A 16,962-nucleotide genomic window follows, 5' to 3' on the forward strand; every position below is an offset into this window, starting at 1 on the left:
AGTGCGCGGAATAAATATATGAAAACCATCGAAATAGATGACGAGCTATATCAGTATATTGCAGGCCAGACCCAACGCATCGGCGAGAGCGCCTCTGATATTCTGCGCCGCTTGCTGTTGGGCGATAGTGAAGCAAGCTCAGAGCAGTTGTCTGAGCCTGCTATGGTCGAACCTGTGGTCAACAGTAATATTTTTGACTTAATAAACCGGCAAGATCTGCAGGCGGAGTCTAGTGTAGTAGGGCGGTTTTTATTTATTTTATCAACATTGGCACGAGCGCATAAAAAGCAGTTTGCCAAAGTGCTGGAGATAAAAGGCCGTAACCGACTGTATTTTGGCCACAGTGCTGAAGAGTTGTCCGAAGCGGGCAGCAGCACCAACCCAAAATTGATCCCCAATACTGATTTTTGGGTGATTACCAACTCTAACACCACCCGGAAAAAAATGATGTTGACTGAAACAGCGTTAAAACTGGGTTACAGTGAGCAGGACGTTGAACGTATTCGTGATTTGTTATAACAAGGAATTTTTATGTCGCTACATGCGCTGGCCGGCCAACAGGTGCCCTCTTCGTTAGTACCCAATATCAGTCGGCTTATGACAGCCTACTATGTGCTGGAGCCCGATGTGCATCAGTATGCGCAGCATAAAGTCAGTTTTGGTACTTCAGGCCATCGAGGCAGTGCTTTAACATGCTCTTTCAATGAGCCTCATGTACTGGCCATTTGTCAGGCGATTGCCGATTATCGTAAGCAACAGGGTATTACCGGACCATTATTTCTTGGTAAAGATACGCATGCCTTGTCTGAAGCCGCGTTTGCTACCGCACTTGAAGTGCTGATTGCGAATAAAATTCAGGTATGTATTCAAAAAGATCTGGGCTATACGCCAACACCGGTTATTTCGCATGCCATCTTAACGCAAAACAAAGGCGCAAGCAGCCAACTGGCCGACGGTATTGTGATTACGCCATCACATAACCCGCCGGAAGATGGCGGTATTAAGTACAACCCGCCACACGGTGGTCCGGCGGATACCGACGTCACTAACTGGATAGAGCAGCGTGCGAACCAGCTACTGGCAAAAGAGCTGGAAGGCGTAAAAATGATGCCTTATGCGCTGGCACTGCAATCAGGCTATTGTCAACACATAGATTATATTCAGCATTATGTTGATGACTTAGAAAACGTTGTCGACATGGCTGCGATTGCCAAGGCCGGCATTAAAATTGGTGTAGACCCGCTGGGTGGTTCAGGTATTGCGTACTGGCCACGGATTGCAGAGCGTTACGGGCTTAACATTACCGTCGTAAATGACAAAGTTGACCCCGCTTTTGCCTTTATGTCGCTCGATAAAGACGGCCAGATCCGCATGGACTGTTCGTCAGCTTATGCAATGGCAAATTTGATTCAGCTTAAAGATCAGTTTGATATTGCCATAGGTAATGACCCTGATTTTGATCGCCACGGTATTGTTACACGCAGTGGCGGCCTGATGAATCCGAACCATTACCTGGCAGTAGCGATTAATTATTTGCTGGCAAACCGGCCAGACTGGGCGCCAGAATTAGCCATTGGTAAAACGCTGGTGTCCAGTGCATTAATTGATCGGGTAGTGGCTTCCCGGGGCCGTAATTTACTGGAAGTGCCGGTAGGCTTTAAATGGTTTGTCGACGGCCTGCACAACGGCAGCGTAGCGTTTGGCGGTGAAGAAAGTGCCGGTGCCAGTTTTTTACGCTTTGATGGCAGCGCCTGGTCGACTGATAAAGACGGTATTATTTTAGGTTTGTTGGCAGCAGAAATGCTGGCAAAGACCGGTGTTGACCCTTATCTGCAATATCAGGCATTAACCAAAGAGTTAGGTTCGCCACTTTATCGGCGGCTGGATGCACCGGCAAGTGCTGAACAAAAAGCAGCACTTAAAAAATTGGATGTTAGTAGCGTCACGCAGACTACCCTGGCCGGTGATGACATTCTGGCGGTGCTGACTAAAGCGCCTGGCAACGACGCAGACATCGGTGGCGTAAAGGTGGTTACCCGCAATGGTTGGTTTGCTGCCCGGCCATCCGGTACAGAAAATTCTTATAAAATTTATCTGGAAAGCTTTGTTGGTGAAACGCATCTGCTACAGTTAGAGCAGGACGCTAAGGCATTTGTTGAATACGTATTCAGTAAAATCTAAGCTGTTGAAAACGCTACAAATTAAACTGTAACTAAGTTTCATGCGTAGCGTTTTACTTTGCTAAGACACGTCCATTAAGGTATTTTTTTGTAATAAGTCTACATTTGCCGCTATTTTGTTGAAAATTCAGGCATAAACATTTCAGGATTTGTAATGAAAAAACATACCACGACAGAGGCAACATCGGTTGCCAGGCTCAGCACTGAGCAGCTAAAAGATAATATCGTGCGACATTTACATGCCAGTCTTGGTACCGATGTCAATAAAGCCAGCCCCCAAGCCTGGTGGCGCGCGACCTGTGCTGCGGTAAATGAGCAGGTGTTTGATGGTTTGCGTAATACCCAACGTACCCACTACGAGCAAAATACCCGCGCACTGCATTACTTCAGTCTGGAATATTTAATGGGCCGGCTGTTCAGCAACAATCTGCACAATCTCGGGCTGTATGACCAAGCCAGACAGGCGTTGAGCGAGTTGGGGATGAATATTGCTGATCTGGAAGATCAAGAAGAAGACATGGCGCTAGGCAATGGTGGCCTTGGCCGCTTAGCGGCATGTTTTATCGATTCGTTAGCGACACTGAATTATCCGGCTATTGGCTATGGCATTCATTATGAACACGGTTTATTTAAGCAGAGCTTTCAGGATGGCCGCCAAATAGAGCGGCCGGATAGCTGGCGCGAATACGGTAACCCGTGGGAAATCTGCCGGCCAGAGTCGGTGCAGGAAATTTCTGTGTATGGTTATGTTGAAACCGTCTATGACCTGCAAGGCCGGATGAAGAAAGTGTGGCACCCTGGCCGCATTATCAAAGGTGTGCCCTGGGATATTCCGGTGGTGGGTTATAATGGTAGTTCGGTTAATGTATTGCGTCTGTGGGAAAGCCGGGCCAGTGACTTTTTCAACTGGGATGTATTTAACTCTGGCGGTTATATCGATGCGGCACGCGAGAACATCGAAGCTGAAACCATTTCTAAAGTACTGTACCCGAACGATGAAACCGATGCCGGTAAAGAGCTGCGGTTAATTCAGCAGTATTTCTTCGTTTCATGCTCGTTAAAAGACATAATTCGCCGCTACAAGCGCACCCATGCAGACGATTGGAGCGATTTTGCCAAGCAAGTTGTTATTCAACTTAACGATACTCATCCGGCAGTGGCAATACCAGAGCTAATGCGCGTGTTGGTAGACCGCGCAGAAATGCAATGGGATCAGGCCTGGAATTTATGTCAGCAGGTATTTGCCTATACCAACCATACGTTATTGCCCGAAGCGTTGGAAAAGTGGCCGGTACGCTTATTTGAAAAAGTACTACCGCGGCATATTGAAATTATTTATGAGATTAACCGCCGCTTTCTGGTAGAGCAGGTTGATGTATTGTGGCCAGGCGACAGCCAGAAAAAACGTAAATTGTCTATCATCGAGGAAGGCCATGACCCTATGGTACGGATGGGACACTTGTCGGTGGTGGGAGCCTTTCGTGTCAATGGCGTGGCCGAAATTCACTCGCAGCTGGTTAAATCGGATTTATTTCCGGAGATGGTTGCGCTTTGGCCGGACAAATTTACTAACGTTACCAATGGCGTGACGCCGCGGCGTTGGCTTAAAGCCTGTAACCCACGGTTATCAGCCTTGCTGGACAAACAAGTGGGCACTGACTGGCCAACTAACTTAAAGCAGTTATCCCAGTTTGCTGCTTTTGCTGATGATCCAGCGATTCAGGACGCCTTTATGGCGATTAAGCAACAGAACAAAGCAGAGCTGGCCGCGGTAGTAAAAAAACTGACGAATGTGGATATTGACCCGCATGCCATCTTCGATATTCAGATCAAGCGCTTGCACGAGTACAAACGCCAACACCTTAACCTGTTGCATATACTGGCGTTATATCGCCGTATATTGCAGGAGCCTGACTATGACATGGTTCCACGGGTGTTTTTATTTGGCGCCAAGGCGGCCCCTGGCTATAAGCTGGCGAAAGAAATTATCTATGCCATTAATAAAGTGGCCGAGAAGATAAACCATGATAAAAGGGTAAAAAACCGCATTAAAGTGGTGTTTATGCCAAATTACCGTGTCACGCTGGCTGAAAAAATGATCCCGGCAGCCGATGTATCCGAACAAATATCGACAGCAGGTAAAGAGGCCTCCGGCACCGGCAATATGAAACTGGCATTAAATGGTGCTGTGACGGTAGGTACCCTTGATGGTGCTAATATTGAAATTGCCGAAGAAGTGGGCAGTGATAACATCGCTATCTTTGGTTTAACGGTAGATGAAGTGAAAGCACTGCAGGTCGGCGGTTATAACAGTACCGACTATTACTACGCTGATCCAGAAATTAAAGCCATTCTGGATTGGCTGGAAACCGATTACTTTACGCCAGGCAAACCGGGCGAGTTAGCAGCGATTAAGCGCAGTTTGTTAGAAGGCGGAGACCCTTATCTGGTGTTGGCTGATTTTGCCAGCTATGTCAAAGCTCAGGAAAAAATAGACCAGTGGTACCGCGATAAATCACTGTGGGCAAAAAAGGCGATGTTAAATACGGCTTCGGTAGGTAAATTTACTTCAGATAGGTCCATAGAAGATTATGTAAGTCGCATATGGCATCTGGAGAAATGTACGGTAAAACGCAGCTAAAACCGCGTAAAAAGCCTGTCACTGACAGGCTTTTTATTTTTTGCAGCTGATAAGCCTGCCCCTCTTGTAACGCGTGCAGAAAACGCTTTATAGTGCAAAAAAAACATCAAGGACGTACTTTGCAGTCAGGTAGTTTAGTTTGTGTCGGCACCGGCATGACACTGGGGGCGCATATCAGCCCGCTTTCGCGCAGTTATATCGAGCAGGCCGATGTGGTGTTTGTACTGGTGGCCGACGGCATTACCGAGAAATGGATAGAGCAGATGAACGCTGATGTGCGTTCACTGCAACCCTATTATCTGGAAGGTAAGTCACGCATGATTACCTACCGTGAGATGGTGGCGGCAATGCTGGCTGAAGTTAAAGCCGGTAAAAAAGTAGTCGGCGCCTTTTATGGCCACCCTGGTGTGTTTGCCTGGGTACCGCATAATGCCATTAAGCAGGCACGCGAGCTGGGTTACAAAGCCCATATGGAGCCAGGCATTTCTGCCGAAGACTGCCTGTTTGCCGATTTGGGCATAGACCCTGGCAGCTCGGGCTGTCAGCACTATGAAACCAGCCAGTTTATGTTTTACAAGCGCAATATCGATACAGCGGCTTATCTGATTTTATGGCAGGTAGGTATAGCCGGTGACAGAAGCCTGGCGAAATTTACCACCGACAGCGAGTACCGTAAGGTACTGGTAAAACTGCTGGCAGAATATTACCCGCCAGAGCATGAAGTGATTCTGTATGAAGCGGCAACACTACCGATTCAGCCAACACGCATTGACCATTTGCCCATAAGCGCCTTACCCGATGCCAGTATGGATTTAAAAACCACGCTGGTAATACCGCCTAGCACCAAAGCCGAGTTGAACCAGGCACTGATTACAGAGCTGGAATTGCTGGTAAAGAGCCGGGGAAATGAGGCTGATTGATGTTGCTTGATGCGAAAAGGTTTGATTTTAAATGGCAACATTTACACTTAAAGCCATTATCCGAATGTGATCTGCAGTTATACATAAACTTGTATTGCTGTGAGCGGGTGATGAAGTTTATTGGCGAGCCATTGTCACTTGAACAAGCAAAAAAAAGTTTCGCATATGCTTTAAAGTTGAATGGCAGTGTAAAAAGCGACCGATTATTCTTTAGTGTTACAGTGGACGGAGCAGATAAAGCTGCAGCTCTCAGTAGTATTAGCTTTTTTGACCGGGCGAATAAAAAAGTGGAAATTGGTAGTATGGTATTGCCAAACGCGCACGGTAAGCGGGTGGGACAAGATGCGAGTACCATGTTGATGCAACGTATTTATCAGGAGATTGGCATTAGTGAATTCACTGTCAAAATCCATCCTAAAAATCTGCCTGCTATACGTGCAGCGAAATTACTTGGTTTTACAGCAACAGAAACGTCAGACACTTTAAATAATGCTACTGCGGTGGAATTCTCTAAATCACTGCGCGGGCATGAACTTGCTAGCTAAACGAAGCAAATTCTAGTATAAAAACAAGGTAGAAAACTTAGTAAAACTATAAACCTCTAAGGAACGCAAATGGGAAATATAATAAATTTTATGGAAAAGTTGGGGTCTTCCGCTGAGTTTCAAGAGCTAACTGAAACTGAGGCGATGGCATTACTCAAGCAAGAAAAACTTGTTAGTAACGAAGCCTCATCACTTCATCCTACGGTAGAAATGCTACTGGATGCCAGAAAAAATCTAGTTTGTGGTATTGAACCAGCTGAAGAGCCCGCTGAGCAACCAGAAGACGCTCCGGATGAAGATTCACCAGAAGAAGACAAGTAAGTTACTACACTATTTGTGATATCGATGCATAGTGTCACTTCGATTTTGATAGCAACATGCTTGTCCTTTACAAGCATGTTGTATTGTTCTGAGGTGGAGCTGCATAAATCAGATTTTAATGAATTGTTAAAGCAAGCCGATGAAATCAAGTCATCCGATTTTAAAAGATATACTGAACTTGTATTTGATTTAGTTAATGTACGTGAAAGCTTAACACAGCTGCAGCAGCAGGAACTTGATTTTTTACTGAGTTATCAATTGGTTTACTCTGGTCAAAAACAGGAAGCCACCACCAAGTTATTAAGTCTAATTGATTCCACCAGTTCTGATAACATAAAGTTCAGGTCCTATGGGCTGCTGATAAATAGTCTTGTCGTCTCACGAAAATACAGTGATGTTTTCAAGTATTTTGATGACTTCCAAAGTTTGCTGAAAAACATCTCCGATGAAGAAATTAAAAGCTATGGTTTGGGTATCATGGCTTTGGTGTTTAACAATATAAATGAATTTGAGCTAGGTCTCTATTACGCAAATAAAAGACTGGAAGTTGCTACAGATCCGCGAAATATTTGTATTGGCTTATCCTATAAAGCTGAGTCGCTACATCGTGCTAATAGGAATCGTGAATTCGATGAAATTTATCACAACGCAGTAAGTCAGTGTGAAATTGCAGAACAGCCGGTCTATGTTGGCATAGTCAGAGGTATCTGGTTGGAGCAACTTTCTGAGCAGGATCCTAAGAAAGCACTTGATGAACTTGGGAAGTACCTTCCTGAAGTTGAGAGCACTTCTTACAACCTGTTGTCAGTATGGTATAAGGCGCTCTATAGTCTAAATCTTCTAAAAACCGGGCAACCAAAATTAGCATTGCGCCGTGGCTTGGAAGCAGAGAAGTTGCTGATGTCTAACGAAATAAATTACGCAGTGCTAAAGCTTTATCAGGTGCTATATGAAAGCTCTAAGGCTGTTGGTAATTTTCAAAATGCACTTACCTATCATGAAACCTGGGTAGAAAAGCAAACTGCTTTTGAAGACGAGAAAACCGCTGGTTTGTTAGCGTACAACATTACTAAAGCAAATATTGAAGTTAAAAACCAGCGTATCGCATTGTTGGATAAAGACAATGAAGTATTATCATTACAGCGCGACTTGTACGAACAGGAAGCCAAACAAAACCGTCTTGTTGTACTGATACTGGCGTTTGTATTGGTAATCGCTACGACATTAGCTTATCGCGGTATGACAGGACGTAAGCGTTTTAAGAAAATTGCTGAATACGACCAGCTTACCGGCATTAGCAACCGTTACCACTTTAATAATCAGGCTAGAATAGCGCTGAACTATTGTGAAAACAATACGAAGCCGGCAGCAGTTATTTTATTTGATCTGGATTACTTTAAAACGATAAACGATACGCATGGCCATGCTGCGGGTGATTGGGCTTTGCAAGCAGTTGTTAAAACTTGTCGTAATTTTATGCGTAACAATGATGTGTTTGGCCGCATTGGCGGCGAAGAATTTGCTGTGGTTTTACCAGGTTGTCACACCGATAAAGCCGTGCTGCTGGCAGAGATTTGCCGCGATGCAATAGGTGCTATTGATAGTAGCGACAGTGGCAAGCAGTTTCCGTTAAGTGCCAGTTTTGGGGTTTCTGGTTCTGATACTTCCGGCTATCAGCTTAAGCAACTATTGGCAGACGCCGACTATGCGATGTATCGGGCTAAAGAGTTAGGCCGAGATACAGTGGCAGCGTTTTCTGATTACCGTTCAACCGTTTAGTCCCGCGTGGTTATAGGGTAGAATCGACAGCTGTTTTATTACACGGAGCTGGCGTATGACACCACAACAGATCGCAAACGGTGACTTTCTGCATCTTACTTTGCAACATCCCGATGGCCTGGCGCCAATACATTTTAATCTGGCTGACAACACCGCAGTGTCGGTGTGGGACACCGGTGTTATTTGTTTTGAACCCGAGCAGCCAGGCAGTAAAGACATTGTCCTATCCTGCGGTGTACATGGCAATGAAACCGCGCCGATAGAAATTTGTGCTGAGCTGGTCAAGCACCTGCTTACCGGCCAACTGCAGCTTAAACACCGCTTATTAGTACTGTTTGGTAACCCACCGGCGATTAATGCCGGCAGCCGAGAAATTACAGAAAATTTAAACCGGTTGTTTTCCGGTCATCATAGTATGGGCGCCGGCCTGATTAATGCTGAGCGTCACCGTGCTAGGGCGTTAGAAGACTATGTCAGCCGGTTCTACAACGATGTACGCGTAACCAAATTGGTGCCGCGTAACCGTTATTTATACGATTTACACACCGCTATTCGTGGCTCACGCTTTGAAAAATTTGCCGTATATCCGTTCCTACATGACAAGCCGTGGCAAAAAGCCGGGTTTGAGTTTTTACAGGCCTGTGATGTCACTACTGTACTGTTGATGCAAACGCCGGCATCGACCTTTAGCTATTATGCTTCTAACAGCCACGGCGCAGATGCCTTTACCATTGAACTGGGTAAAGTGCAGCCGTTCGGCCAAAATGATATGCGCCGTTTTAGTAAAGCCCGCACGGCATTGCGTCAATTGGTTAGCGAAGAGAGGGTAAACACAGTGCCGTTCGATGAGCAGCAGTTTCAGCTGTATCAGGTGTATCGGGCTATTAATAAACAAACGCAGGAATTTAAGCTGCATTTTTCCGATGACGTGCAAAACTTTACCGCTTACCCGGTGGGTACGTTGTTAGCCACTGACGGCGACACTGAATATCGGGTAGAGCGGGAAGGCGAAGCCATTATTTTCCCTAATGCTAAAGTCGCAATAGGCCAACGCGCTATGTTGATGGTGGTGCCCACCACAGTGCAGCACAACCTGGTGTAACAGCAGTTAGCCGATTAACCTGCTGTAAAGAGTAAATTTAAGCTGACAGTCTCCGGCAGCGCTTGCCTGGCTAAACCGCAAGGGCGGTTGCAATGCAGTTTACGTAAAGGTAAAGTTGCCGCCGATAATAATCAGAACAAACCGGTGCCTGCTCACGTGGCGCACAAACGGGGAGAGCGGTAAACACCGCTATAATGAGTAGTAACGCTGGCCTGACACCAAGGCCGGGCCAGCGTTGCTAACCACATGTCCAACACGTATAACAAACAAGAGACACCCTATGACTAACCCAAATAACGCCACCATTACCACGGTGCACACTGCGGAGTTTACCGCCGGTGATGCGTTAAAAATTCCTACGCTGCGCATTTTACGCGACGATGGCAGCCTGTACGAAGGTGCAACAGTGCCGGAGTTGGATAAGGCTACCGCACTTAAAATGTACGACACCATGGTGTTTACCCGGGTGCTGGACGAGCGCATGCTGGCAGCACAACGTCAGGGCCGCATCAGCTTTTATATGCAATGTCTTGGCGAAGAAGCCGCTACCGTTGGCAGTGCCGCTGCGCTGGACGATAAAGACATGATTATGGCGCAATACCGTGAACAGGGGGCATTGCGTTATCGTGGCTTTACGCTGGAGCAGTTTATGAACCAACTGTTCTCCAACGAAAAAGATTTGGGTAAAGGCCGGCAAATGCCGGTGCATTACGGCAGTAAAGATATTTACTACATGACAATATCCTCACCGCTGGGCACGCAAATTCCGCAGGCAAGTGGTTATGCCTATGCGCAAAAGCTGCGCGGTTTGGCCAACACCACTATTTGTTATTTTGGTGAAGGCGCTGCCTCTGAAGGCGATTTTCACGCTGGCTTAAATATGGCCGCAGTACACAAAGCACCGGTGATCTTCTTCTGTCGTAACAATGGTTATGCTATTTCTACCCCGGCCAACGAGCAGTTTGTCGGCGACGGTATTGCCTGTCGCGCAGTCGGTTATGGTATGAAAGCACTGCGGGTAGACGGCGCGGATATTTTAGCCGTGTACCATGCCACCAAAATGGCGCGTGAGCATGCGCTTAAGCATAACGAACCGGTGTTAATTGAATCGATCGCTTACCGGTTAGGTGCGCACTCCTCCTCTGATGACCCAAGTGGCTATCGCTCGAAAGAAGAAGAAGAGAAATGGCGCCAGAACGACCCGATCGCCCGCTACCGTTTATGGTTAATTGACAAAGGCTGGCTAAAAGATGCCGATGACAAAGTGACCATTGAAGCACTGCGCAGCGAAATTCTTGATGCGTTAAAAGTGGCGGAAAAAGTGGCTAAGCCCGGTATTGAACACCTGATCTCTGATGTATATGCCCAGCCGATCCCGGCACTACAACAACAATTAGATGAATTAAAAGCGCATATCCGTAAGTACCCGGATGCGTATCCGGTAACGGCGGGGAGATTAGACTAATGGCAAAGATGAATATGTTACAGGCCATTAATAATGCGCTTGATTTAGCGATGGCCAAAGACGACAGCGTTGTGTGTTTTGGTGAAGACGTCGGCCACTTTGGTGGTGTATTTCGCGCCACCAGTAAATTGCAGGAAAAATACGGTAAAGCCCGCTGCTTTAATACGCCATTAACCGAGCAGGGTATCGCCGGTTTTGCCAATGGCATGGCGGCGCAAGGCATGAAGCCGGTAGCGGAAATTCAGTTTGCCGATTATATCTTCCCGGCCTTTGACCAAATAGTTAACGAAACCGCGAAATTCCGTTACCGCTCCGGTAATGAGTTTAATGTAGGCGGCATTGTCTTTCGAAGCCCTTATGGCGGCGGTATTGCCGGTGGACACTATCACAGTCAGTCGCCGGAGGCCTATTTCGCGCATACTCCGGGTTTAAAAGTGGTGATCCCACGTGATCCGTATCAGGCCAAGGGGTTGTTACTGGCGTCTATCGCCAGCCCCGACCCGGTTATTTTCTTTGAACCGAAAAAGCTCTATCGCGCATCAGTGGGTGAAGTGCCTGAAGACTATTACGAAATTGAGCTGGGCAAAGCCGAAGTGACCCAGCAGGGCAAAGACATTACCGTGCTGGCCTGGGGCGCGCAAATGGAAATCGTGCAAAAAGCAGTTGAGATGGCTGAAAAAGACGGTATTTCGTGCGAAGTAATCGACCTGCGCAGCATCTTACCGTGGGACGCTGATACGGTTGCAGCCTCGGTGAAGAAAACCGGCCGCCTGCTGATAAACCATGAAGCGCCGTTAACCGGAGGTTTTGCCGGTGAAATTGCCGCCACTATCCAGCAAATGTGCTTTTTACATCTGGAAAGCCCGATTGAACGCGTATGCGGTATGGATACGCCTTACCCGCTCGCGCTGGAAAAAGAGTATGTGGCAGATCACTTAAAAACCTATGAAGCGATTAAACGCTCAGTTAACTTTTAACGGAGGCAGCAATGAAAAAAGATTTTATTCTGCCGGATATCGGTGAAGGTATTGTTGAGTGTGAAATTGTCGACTGGTTGGTCAGTGAAGGCGACACCATCACTGAAGACCAACCGGTATGTGATGTGATGACCGACAAAGCGTTGGTGCAAATTCCTGCGGTACATAACGGTGTAGTAACTAAGCTGTATTACGCCAAGGGCGAGATTGCTAAAGTGCATGCGCCGCTTTTTGAAATGCAGGTTGCAGGCACAGCAAGCAGTGGCGATGCTCAACCAGCACCAGCACCAGCACCAGCACCAGCACCTGCGACTATTGCGGCGAGCGGCAGCGAAGATTTTATTCTGCCGGATATCGGTGAAGGTATTGTTGAGTGTGAAATTGTCGATTGGCTGGTGGCAGAGGGCGATAACATCGTTGAAGATCAGCCGGTATGTGATGTGATGACCGACAAAGCACTGGTACAAATTCCCGCCAAGTACTCGGGTAAAATTACTAAGCTGTATTACGCCAAAGGTGAAATTGCCAAGGTACACTCGCCACTGTTTGCTATGACGCATGCCGGCACTGCGCCGGCAACAACATCACCTGCAGCGGCAAGCCAAACTGTTGCACTCACGCCGCAAGCCAGTGTGCCCGAAGCAGTTGTCTCTCCAGCTGTGCAAGGCAAAGCCCTGGCCAGCCCGGCGGTGCGCCGTTTAGCCCGTGAATTAAATATTGATTTAAGCAAGGTGCCAGGCAGCGGTGATAAAGGCCGGGTATATAAAGAGGATGTGCGTGCTTTTGCTGGTGGTAAGCAAACTTCACCAGTATCTTCACCGCAGCAAGTCAAAGCGTTAACACCAGCGCCGGCGGCGGTATCCGGCGGTAGCCGTATTGAGCCTATCAAAGGTATTAAAGCGGCGATGGCGCGGCAAATGGTTGAATCGGTGTCGATTATTCCGCACTTTACTTACTGTGAAGAGATTGATTTAACCGATCTGATTGCACTGCGCCTCAGTCTGAAAGATCACTACGCTAATCAGGGCGTAAAACTGACGATGATGCCGTTTTTTATCAAAGCACTGTCGTTGGCAATTAACCAGTTCCCAATTATGAACGCCAAAGTCAATGCTGATTGCACTGAGCTCACCTACTTTGATGATCACAATATCGGTATAGCGGTAGACTCCAAAATTGGTCTGCTGGTGCCGAATATCAAAGGTTGCCAGCATAAATCCATTATTGATATTGCCAACGATTTAACTCGCTTAACCGAGCAGGCGCGGGAAGGACGGGTAAGCCCGGCCGATTTAAAAGGCGGTACTATCAGTATCTCCAATATTGGTGCACTAGGCGGCACTGTCGCCACGCCGATTATCAATAAGCCGGAGCTGGCGATAGTGGCGCTGGGTAAAGTGCAAACGCTGCCACGCTTTAACAGCAAAGGTGAAGTGGAAGCGCGCCAACTGATGCAGATCAGCTGGTCTGGCGATCACCGCGTTATTGACGGCGGCACCATAGCGCGCTTTACCAATCTTTGGAAACAGTATCTGGAACAGCCGTCAGCCATGTTAGTGGCAATGCGCTGATAGCCGATATTTAAGCTTGGCAGCTAAGCGGCTTTCTGCTAAAACCCACTCATTGTAGTGGGTTTTTTTATTGGTGTTTGGCTCAAGGATTGTTATGCACGAATTTGATGACTTACGGGTATTGGTGCAGGCACACAGCCCGCTGATTGTAATTGAAAGCTATGAAGAGCCGCGCGCGCTATTGCTGATCAAACGCTTGGCCGTAAACTTAATGCGGCCGGTGTTTAAATGGACCATCACCGACGGTTTGCAGCGGCTGGATAGTGAACACAGCGCCCAGGCATTTAATGCTGATCCCACCAATTTACTGGCGCAAATTAAAGCAACCCGCAACCCCGGCATTTTTGTGCTGTGTGATTTTCATCCGTTTTTGTCTGATCCCAAGCATATACGTTATATCAAAGAGATTGCTCAGGCACATGAACAGCTTGGCCACACAATTATGCTGTTAAGCCACGCAATAGAGGTACCGCCGGAACTGGCCCGCTTGTGCTACCGCTTTGAGTTGAGTTTGCCTTCCGACCAGCAAGTACGTCAGCTAGTGCATGATATGGCCGATAGCTATAGCGCTAAACACGGCATGCTGGCAGAACTGAGTGCTGAGAATGTGGCATTACTGGTGCAAAATTTACGCGGTTTAACCTTTGATGAGGTAAAACGGCTGGCTTACAAAGCGATTTCGGATGACGGTGCCATTACAAAAGAGGATATCCCGCGTATTAACCGCGCTAAGTTCAGCTTGTTGCAAACCGATGGCGTGTTGTCACAAGTATTCGACAGCGGCAGCTTTGCCAATGTGATCGGCTTACATAATCTTAAGCATTGGATAGCGCAGCGCCAGCAAGCCTTTATTGATAACGCCAAAGATACGCCCAAAGGCTTATTGCTAACTGGGGTGCAGGGCACGGGTAAAAGCCTGGCGGCAAAAGCCATCGCAGGTAGTTGGTGCCTGCCTTTACTGCGGCTGGATATGGCGGCGCTGTACAATAAGTACATTGGTGAAACCGAAAAAAACCTCGCCCAAGCATTGGCGCTGGCCGATGCGATGGCCCCTTGCGTTTTATGGATAGATGAAATAGAAAAAGGCTTGTCCGGTGGTGACAGCGACAACGGCGTGACTCGGCGTTTGCTCGGTAGTTTTCTTACCTGGTTGTCAGAGCGTAAATCACAGGTGTTTTTGGTCGCTACCGCGAACAATATCCACGAATTAGCACCAGAGTTGCTGCGTAAAGGTCGCTTTGATGAAATCTTCTTTGTTGACTTACCCGGTAACGACGAGTGTTTACAGCTGCTCAGATTGCATTTAACCAGGCGACAACTGAGCCTGCCGGATGAGGCACTGCAACAGGCCATGACATTATGCCGTGGTTTTTCCGGCGCAGAGCTGGAGCAAGCGGTCGTTGGTGCCAGTTTTCGTGCACGGGCCGCCGGCACTGAGTTCAGCTTGCACCATTTAATGGACGAGCTGTCAGCAACGCAGCCGCTGTCGGTGGTGATGGCAGAGCAAATTAATGCGCTGCGCCAATGGGCGCTCGAGCGCTGTGTGAAAGCCTGAGGCCCTATGCAGTATAAAAACCAGTTGCGCAACTTTTACATTCCGGAAGAGCAGTCGATCTATCTGCTTAATGCCAATGATGCTAAAAAGCTTAAAGACTGGGTGGCGCTGTGTATTTCTGAACTGGAAAAACTCGGTTACGGCCAGATTGAGCTAATTGGTAAAGGCGCTTATGGCTTTGCATTTGCCGGGTTAGATGCCAGCGGACAAAGCTGTGTGTTTAAATTTTCGCGCATCAATTTGCCGCAGCATATTCAGGAGCGGCTGGCGGACGAAGCCTATATGCTGTCGCAGGTACAGCATCCGAACGTACCGCGTTACATCACGTACCAGGTGGTTAAAAAGCAAGGCATTCTGATGATGCAACGTGGCGCTGGTATCGATTTAGAGCATTACAGCTTAAAGCATGGCCGTTTAAGTGCCCGGCTGTTAGTGGATATTGCCTGTCAGTTAGCGGATGTGTTGTTGGCACTGCGTAGTAATGTCAAAGACGGCGAGCTAATACCAATAGTGCACGGTGATGTTAAGCCGTCTAACCTGGTGTTTGACGAGCTAAACGGCCATGTCAGCCTGATTGACTGGGGCTCGTCGGTATTTGCTCAATTAGATGCCAATGGCCAGTATGTAGCCAACAACGTCATGCAGTTGATGTCGGCGGATTTACAACACTCCAATGCGCGGATGGGCGATGTGTATTTTATCGGCCCTGAGCAACGTGCCGGCGCCTTGTCCAGCCCACGCTTTGACGAGCAGGGCGTTGCCGGCACCTTGTATGCGCTGGCATCCGGTCAGTCATGCCGTTTTGGCTGTAAAGCGATACCTGCGCGCAGCCTGGGTTTACCGGTAGAGTTTGCCACTCTGCTAGACAGTATGCTGTCGGACGATGCCATGTTAAGGGCGCAGGCCGGTGATTATTTTTTACAGCAGATGTCGGCATTAAAGCGTTTAGTCTTGCCGCAGTTTGCTTTGTTTGATGATTCCCCATTGTTGCCGGTATGGGTAAGCCCGCAGGCGCGCGAGCTGGATACGGTAGTGTATTCATCGCGTAAGTCGTTTTTACGTGAGCACAGTGAAGAAGAAGGCATTGCTTATGTCGATGATGTGCAACTAGAGCGTTATTACAAAAACTATTTGCAGGGTATGGGCGAAACAGAAAAAGCCTTTGTCGCAGCAGTAAGCCGGCTGGCGCGTTTTCCTGTGGTCGGTGGTCTGGCTATTCACTGGCAGGCGGGTGGCGTTTACATTGATTCAAGCCTGAATTTATATGACGACAGCCTGGCGCCTTCTTTCGCTTTGTCTGTCAATAATGTGGTCACGCTGGCGCGCGCCATTGCCAAAGTGGGTATTTTTAAAGCTTGCTTATTTAATGCACGTAATACGCTGCATATCAGCCGAAATAGCGTTAGCGAGCCCTTTACCGCGCCGGCAGATGCAGTTATTCCATATCAGTTAGCCCCGGTTCTTAGCAACGAAGACGCCAGTAAACAGCATTCTTATTTTGAAGATGGTAAAGATCCGGATGAGCAATTGATATTGCCCGATGCTATTATGGACGACATTGCTAAGCTGAACTTAATCCGGCATACCGGCTGCATTATTTTTGAAGTAACCACTTTGTATATGAAGATCCACAGTTACTACCGTTTGCTGGACCCGGCCGCAGAGCCACAGTTTAAGCGTTTACTGCAAAGTATTTTGCACAAAGTGGCGCAGATAAGCGGAGAGGGTGTTGGCGGCTTTATGAAACTGCCATACAAAGATACGCGGTTTTTTAGTCATCAGGCGCAACAGCCGGTTCGTTATTATCCGGCCAATCCGAACAAGGTCGATAGGGTTTAGGCTCAAACCTTGTATAAATATCAGTCAAATACGTGTCAAGCTTCATTTAAACCGCCAATGGCAGCAA

At 47.7% G+C, this 16,962-nt stretch carries 13 protein-coding genes; all 13 read left to right on the forward strand.

Going from position 1 to position 16,962, the window contains the following annotated elements:
• Positions 1 to 18: 18 nt before the first annotated feature.
• The 13 genes from seqA (at position 19) to ACYVIC_RS05440 (ending at position 16,895) form a co-directional block, all read left to right on the forward strand.
• Positions 19 to 519 carry a replication initiation negative regulator SeqA gene (gene seqA / locus ACYVIC_RS05380; RefSeq protein WP_460857952.1) on the forward strand — a complete coding sequence of 167 codons (501 nt, stop codon included), beginning with the start codon at positions 19 to 21 and terminating at the stop codon, positions 517 to 519.
• A gap of 12 nt (positions 520 to 531) precedes the next feature.
• Entirely contained in the window at positions 532 to 2,181 is a 1,650-nt protein-coding gene (gene pgm / locus ACYVIC_RS05385; protein ID WP_460857954.1) for a phosphoglucomutase (alpha-D-glucose-1,6-bisphosphate-dependent), read from the forward strand.
• Positions 2,182 to 2,334: 153 nt separating this feature from the next.
• Complete coding sequence (locus ACYVIC_RS05390) at positions 2,335 to 4,821, forward strand: glycogen/starch/alpha-glucan phosphorylase (protein WP_460857956.1); 2,487 nt, start codon at positions 2,335 to 2,337, stop codon at positions 4,819 to 4,821.
• 119 nt (positions 4,822 to 4,940) lie between these two features.
• Positions 4,941 to 5,741, forward strand: a complete 801-nt coding sequence (locus ACYVIC_RS05395; protein WP_460857958.1) for an SAM-dependent methyltransferase — start codon at positions 4,941 to 4,943, stop codon at positions 5,739 to 5,741.
• Complete coding sequence (locus ACYVIC_RS05400; RefSeq protein WP_460857960.1) at positions 5,741 to 6,286, forward strand: GNAT family N-acetyltransferase; 546 nt, start codon at positions 5,741 to 5,743, stop codon at positions 6,284 to 6,286. The genes ACYVIC_RS05395 and ACYVIC_RS05400 overlap by 1 nt, the downstream gene beginning before the upstream one ends.
• A gap of 69 nt (positions 6,287 to 6,355) precedes the next feature.
• Complete coding sequence (locus ACYVIC_RS05405) at positions 6,356 to 6,607, forward strand: hypothetical protein (protein WP_460857962.1); 252 nt, start codon at positions 6,356 to 6,358, stop codon at positions 6,605 to 6,607.
• 24 nt (positions 6,608 to 6,631) lie between these two features.
• Positions 6,632 to 8,386, forward strand: a complete 1,755-nt coding sequence (locus ACYVIC_RS05410; protein ID WP_460857963.1) for a GGDEF domain-containing protein — start codon at positions 6,632 to 6,634, stop codon at positions 8,384 to 8,386.
• A 55-nt stretch (positions 8,387 to 8,441) separates the two neighbouring features.
• Positions 8,442 to 9,488, forward strand: a complete 1,047-nt coding sequence (gene astE / locus ACYVIC_RS05415; protein ID WP_460857965.1) for a succinylglutamate desuccinylase — start codon at positions 8,442 to 8,444, stop codon at positions 9,486 to 9,488.
• A gap of 280 nt (positions 9,489 to 9,768) precedes the next feature.
• Positions 9,769 to 10,953, forward strand: a complete 1,185-nt coding sequence (locus tag ACYVIC_RS05420; protein ID WP_460857967.1) for a thiamine pyrophosphate-dependent dehydrogenase E1 component subunit alpha — start codon at positions 9,769 to 9,771, stop codon at positions 10,951 to 10,953.
• Positions 10,953 to 11,930 (forward strand): alpha-ketoacid dehydrogenase subunit beta, encoded by a 978-nt coding sequence (locus ACYVIC_RS05425; protein ID WP_460857969.1) that lies wholly within the window; start codon positions 10,953 to 10,955, stop codon positions 11,928 to 11,930. Before ACYVIC_RS05420 ends, ACYVIC_RS05425 begins: the two co-directional genes overlap by 1 nt.
• An 11-nt stretch (positions 11,931 to 11,941) precedes the next feature.
• Complete coding sequence (locus tag ACYVIC_RS05430; protein WP_460857970.1) at positions 11,942 to 13,501, forward strand: dihydrolipoyllysine-residue acetyltransferase; 1,560 nt, start codon at positions 11,942 to 11,944, stop codon at positions 13,499 to 13,501.
• Between the two features lie 94 nt (positions 13,502 to 13,595).
• On the forward strand, positions 13,596 to 15,056 hold the full coding sequence (locus ACYVIC_RS05435; protein WP_460857972.1) for an AAA family ATPase: 1,461 nt from the start codon (positions 13,596 to 13,598) through the stop codon (positions 15,054 to 15,056).
• A 6-nt stretch (positions 15,057 to 15,062) separates the two neighbouring features.
• Positions 15,063 to 16,895 (forward strand): protein kinase domain-containing protein, encoded by a 1,833-nt coding sequence (locus tag ACYVIC_RS05440; RefSeq protein ID WP_460857974.1) that lies wholly within the window; start codon positions 15,063 to 15,065, stop codon positions 16,893 to 16,895.
• The last annotated feature ends 67 nt before the right edge of the window (positions 16,896 to 16,962 follow it).

It is taken from the genome of Rheinheimera gaetbuli, assembly GCF_054781935.1.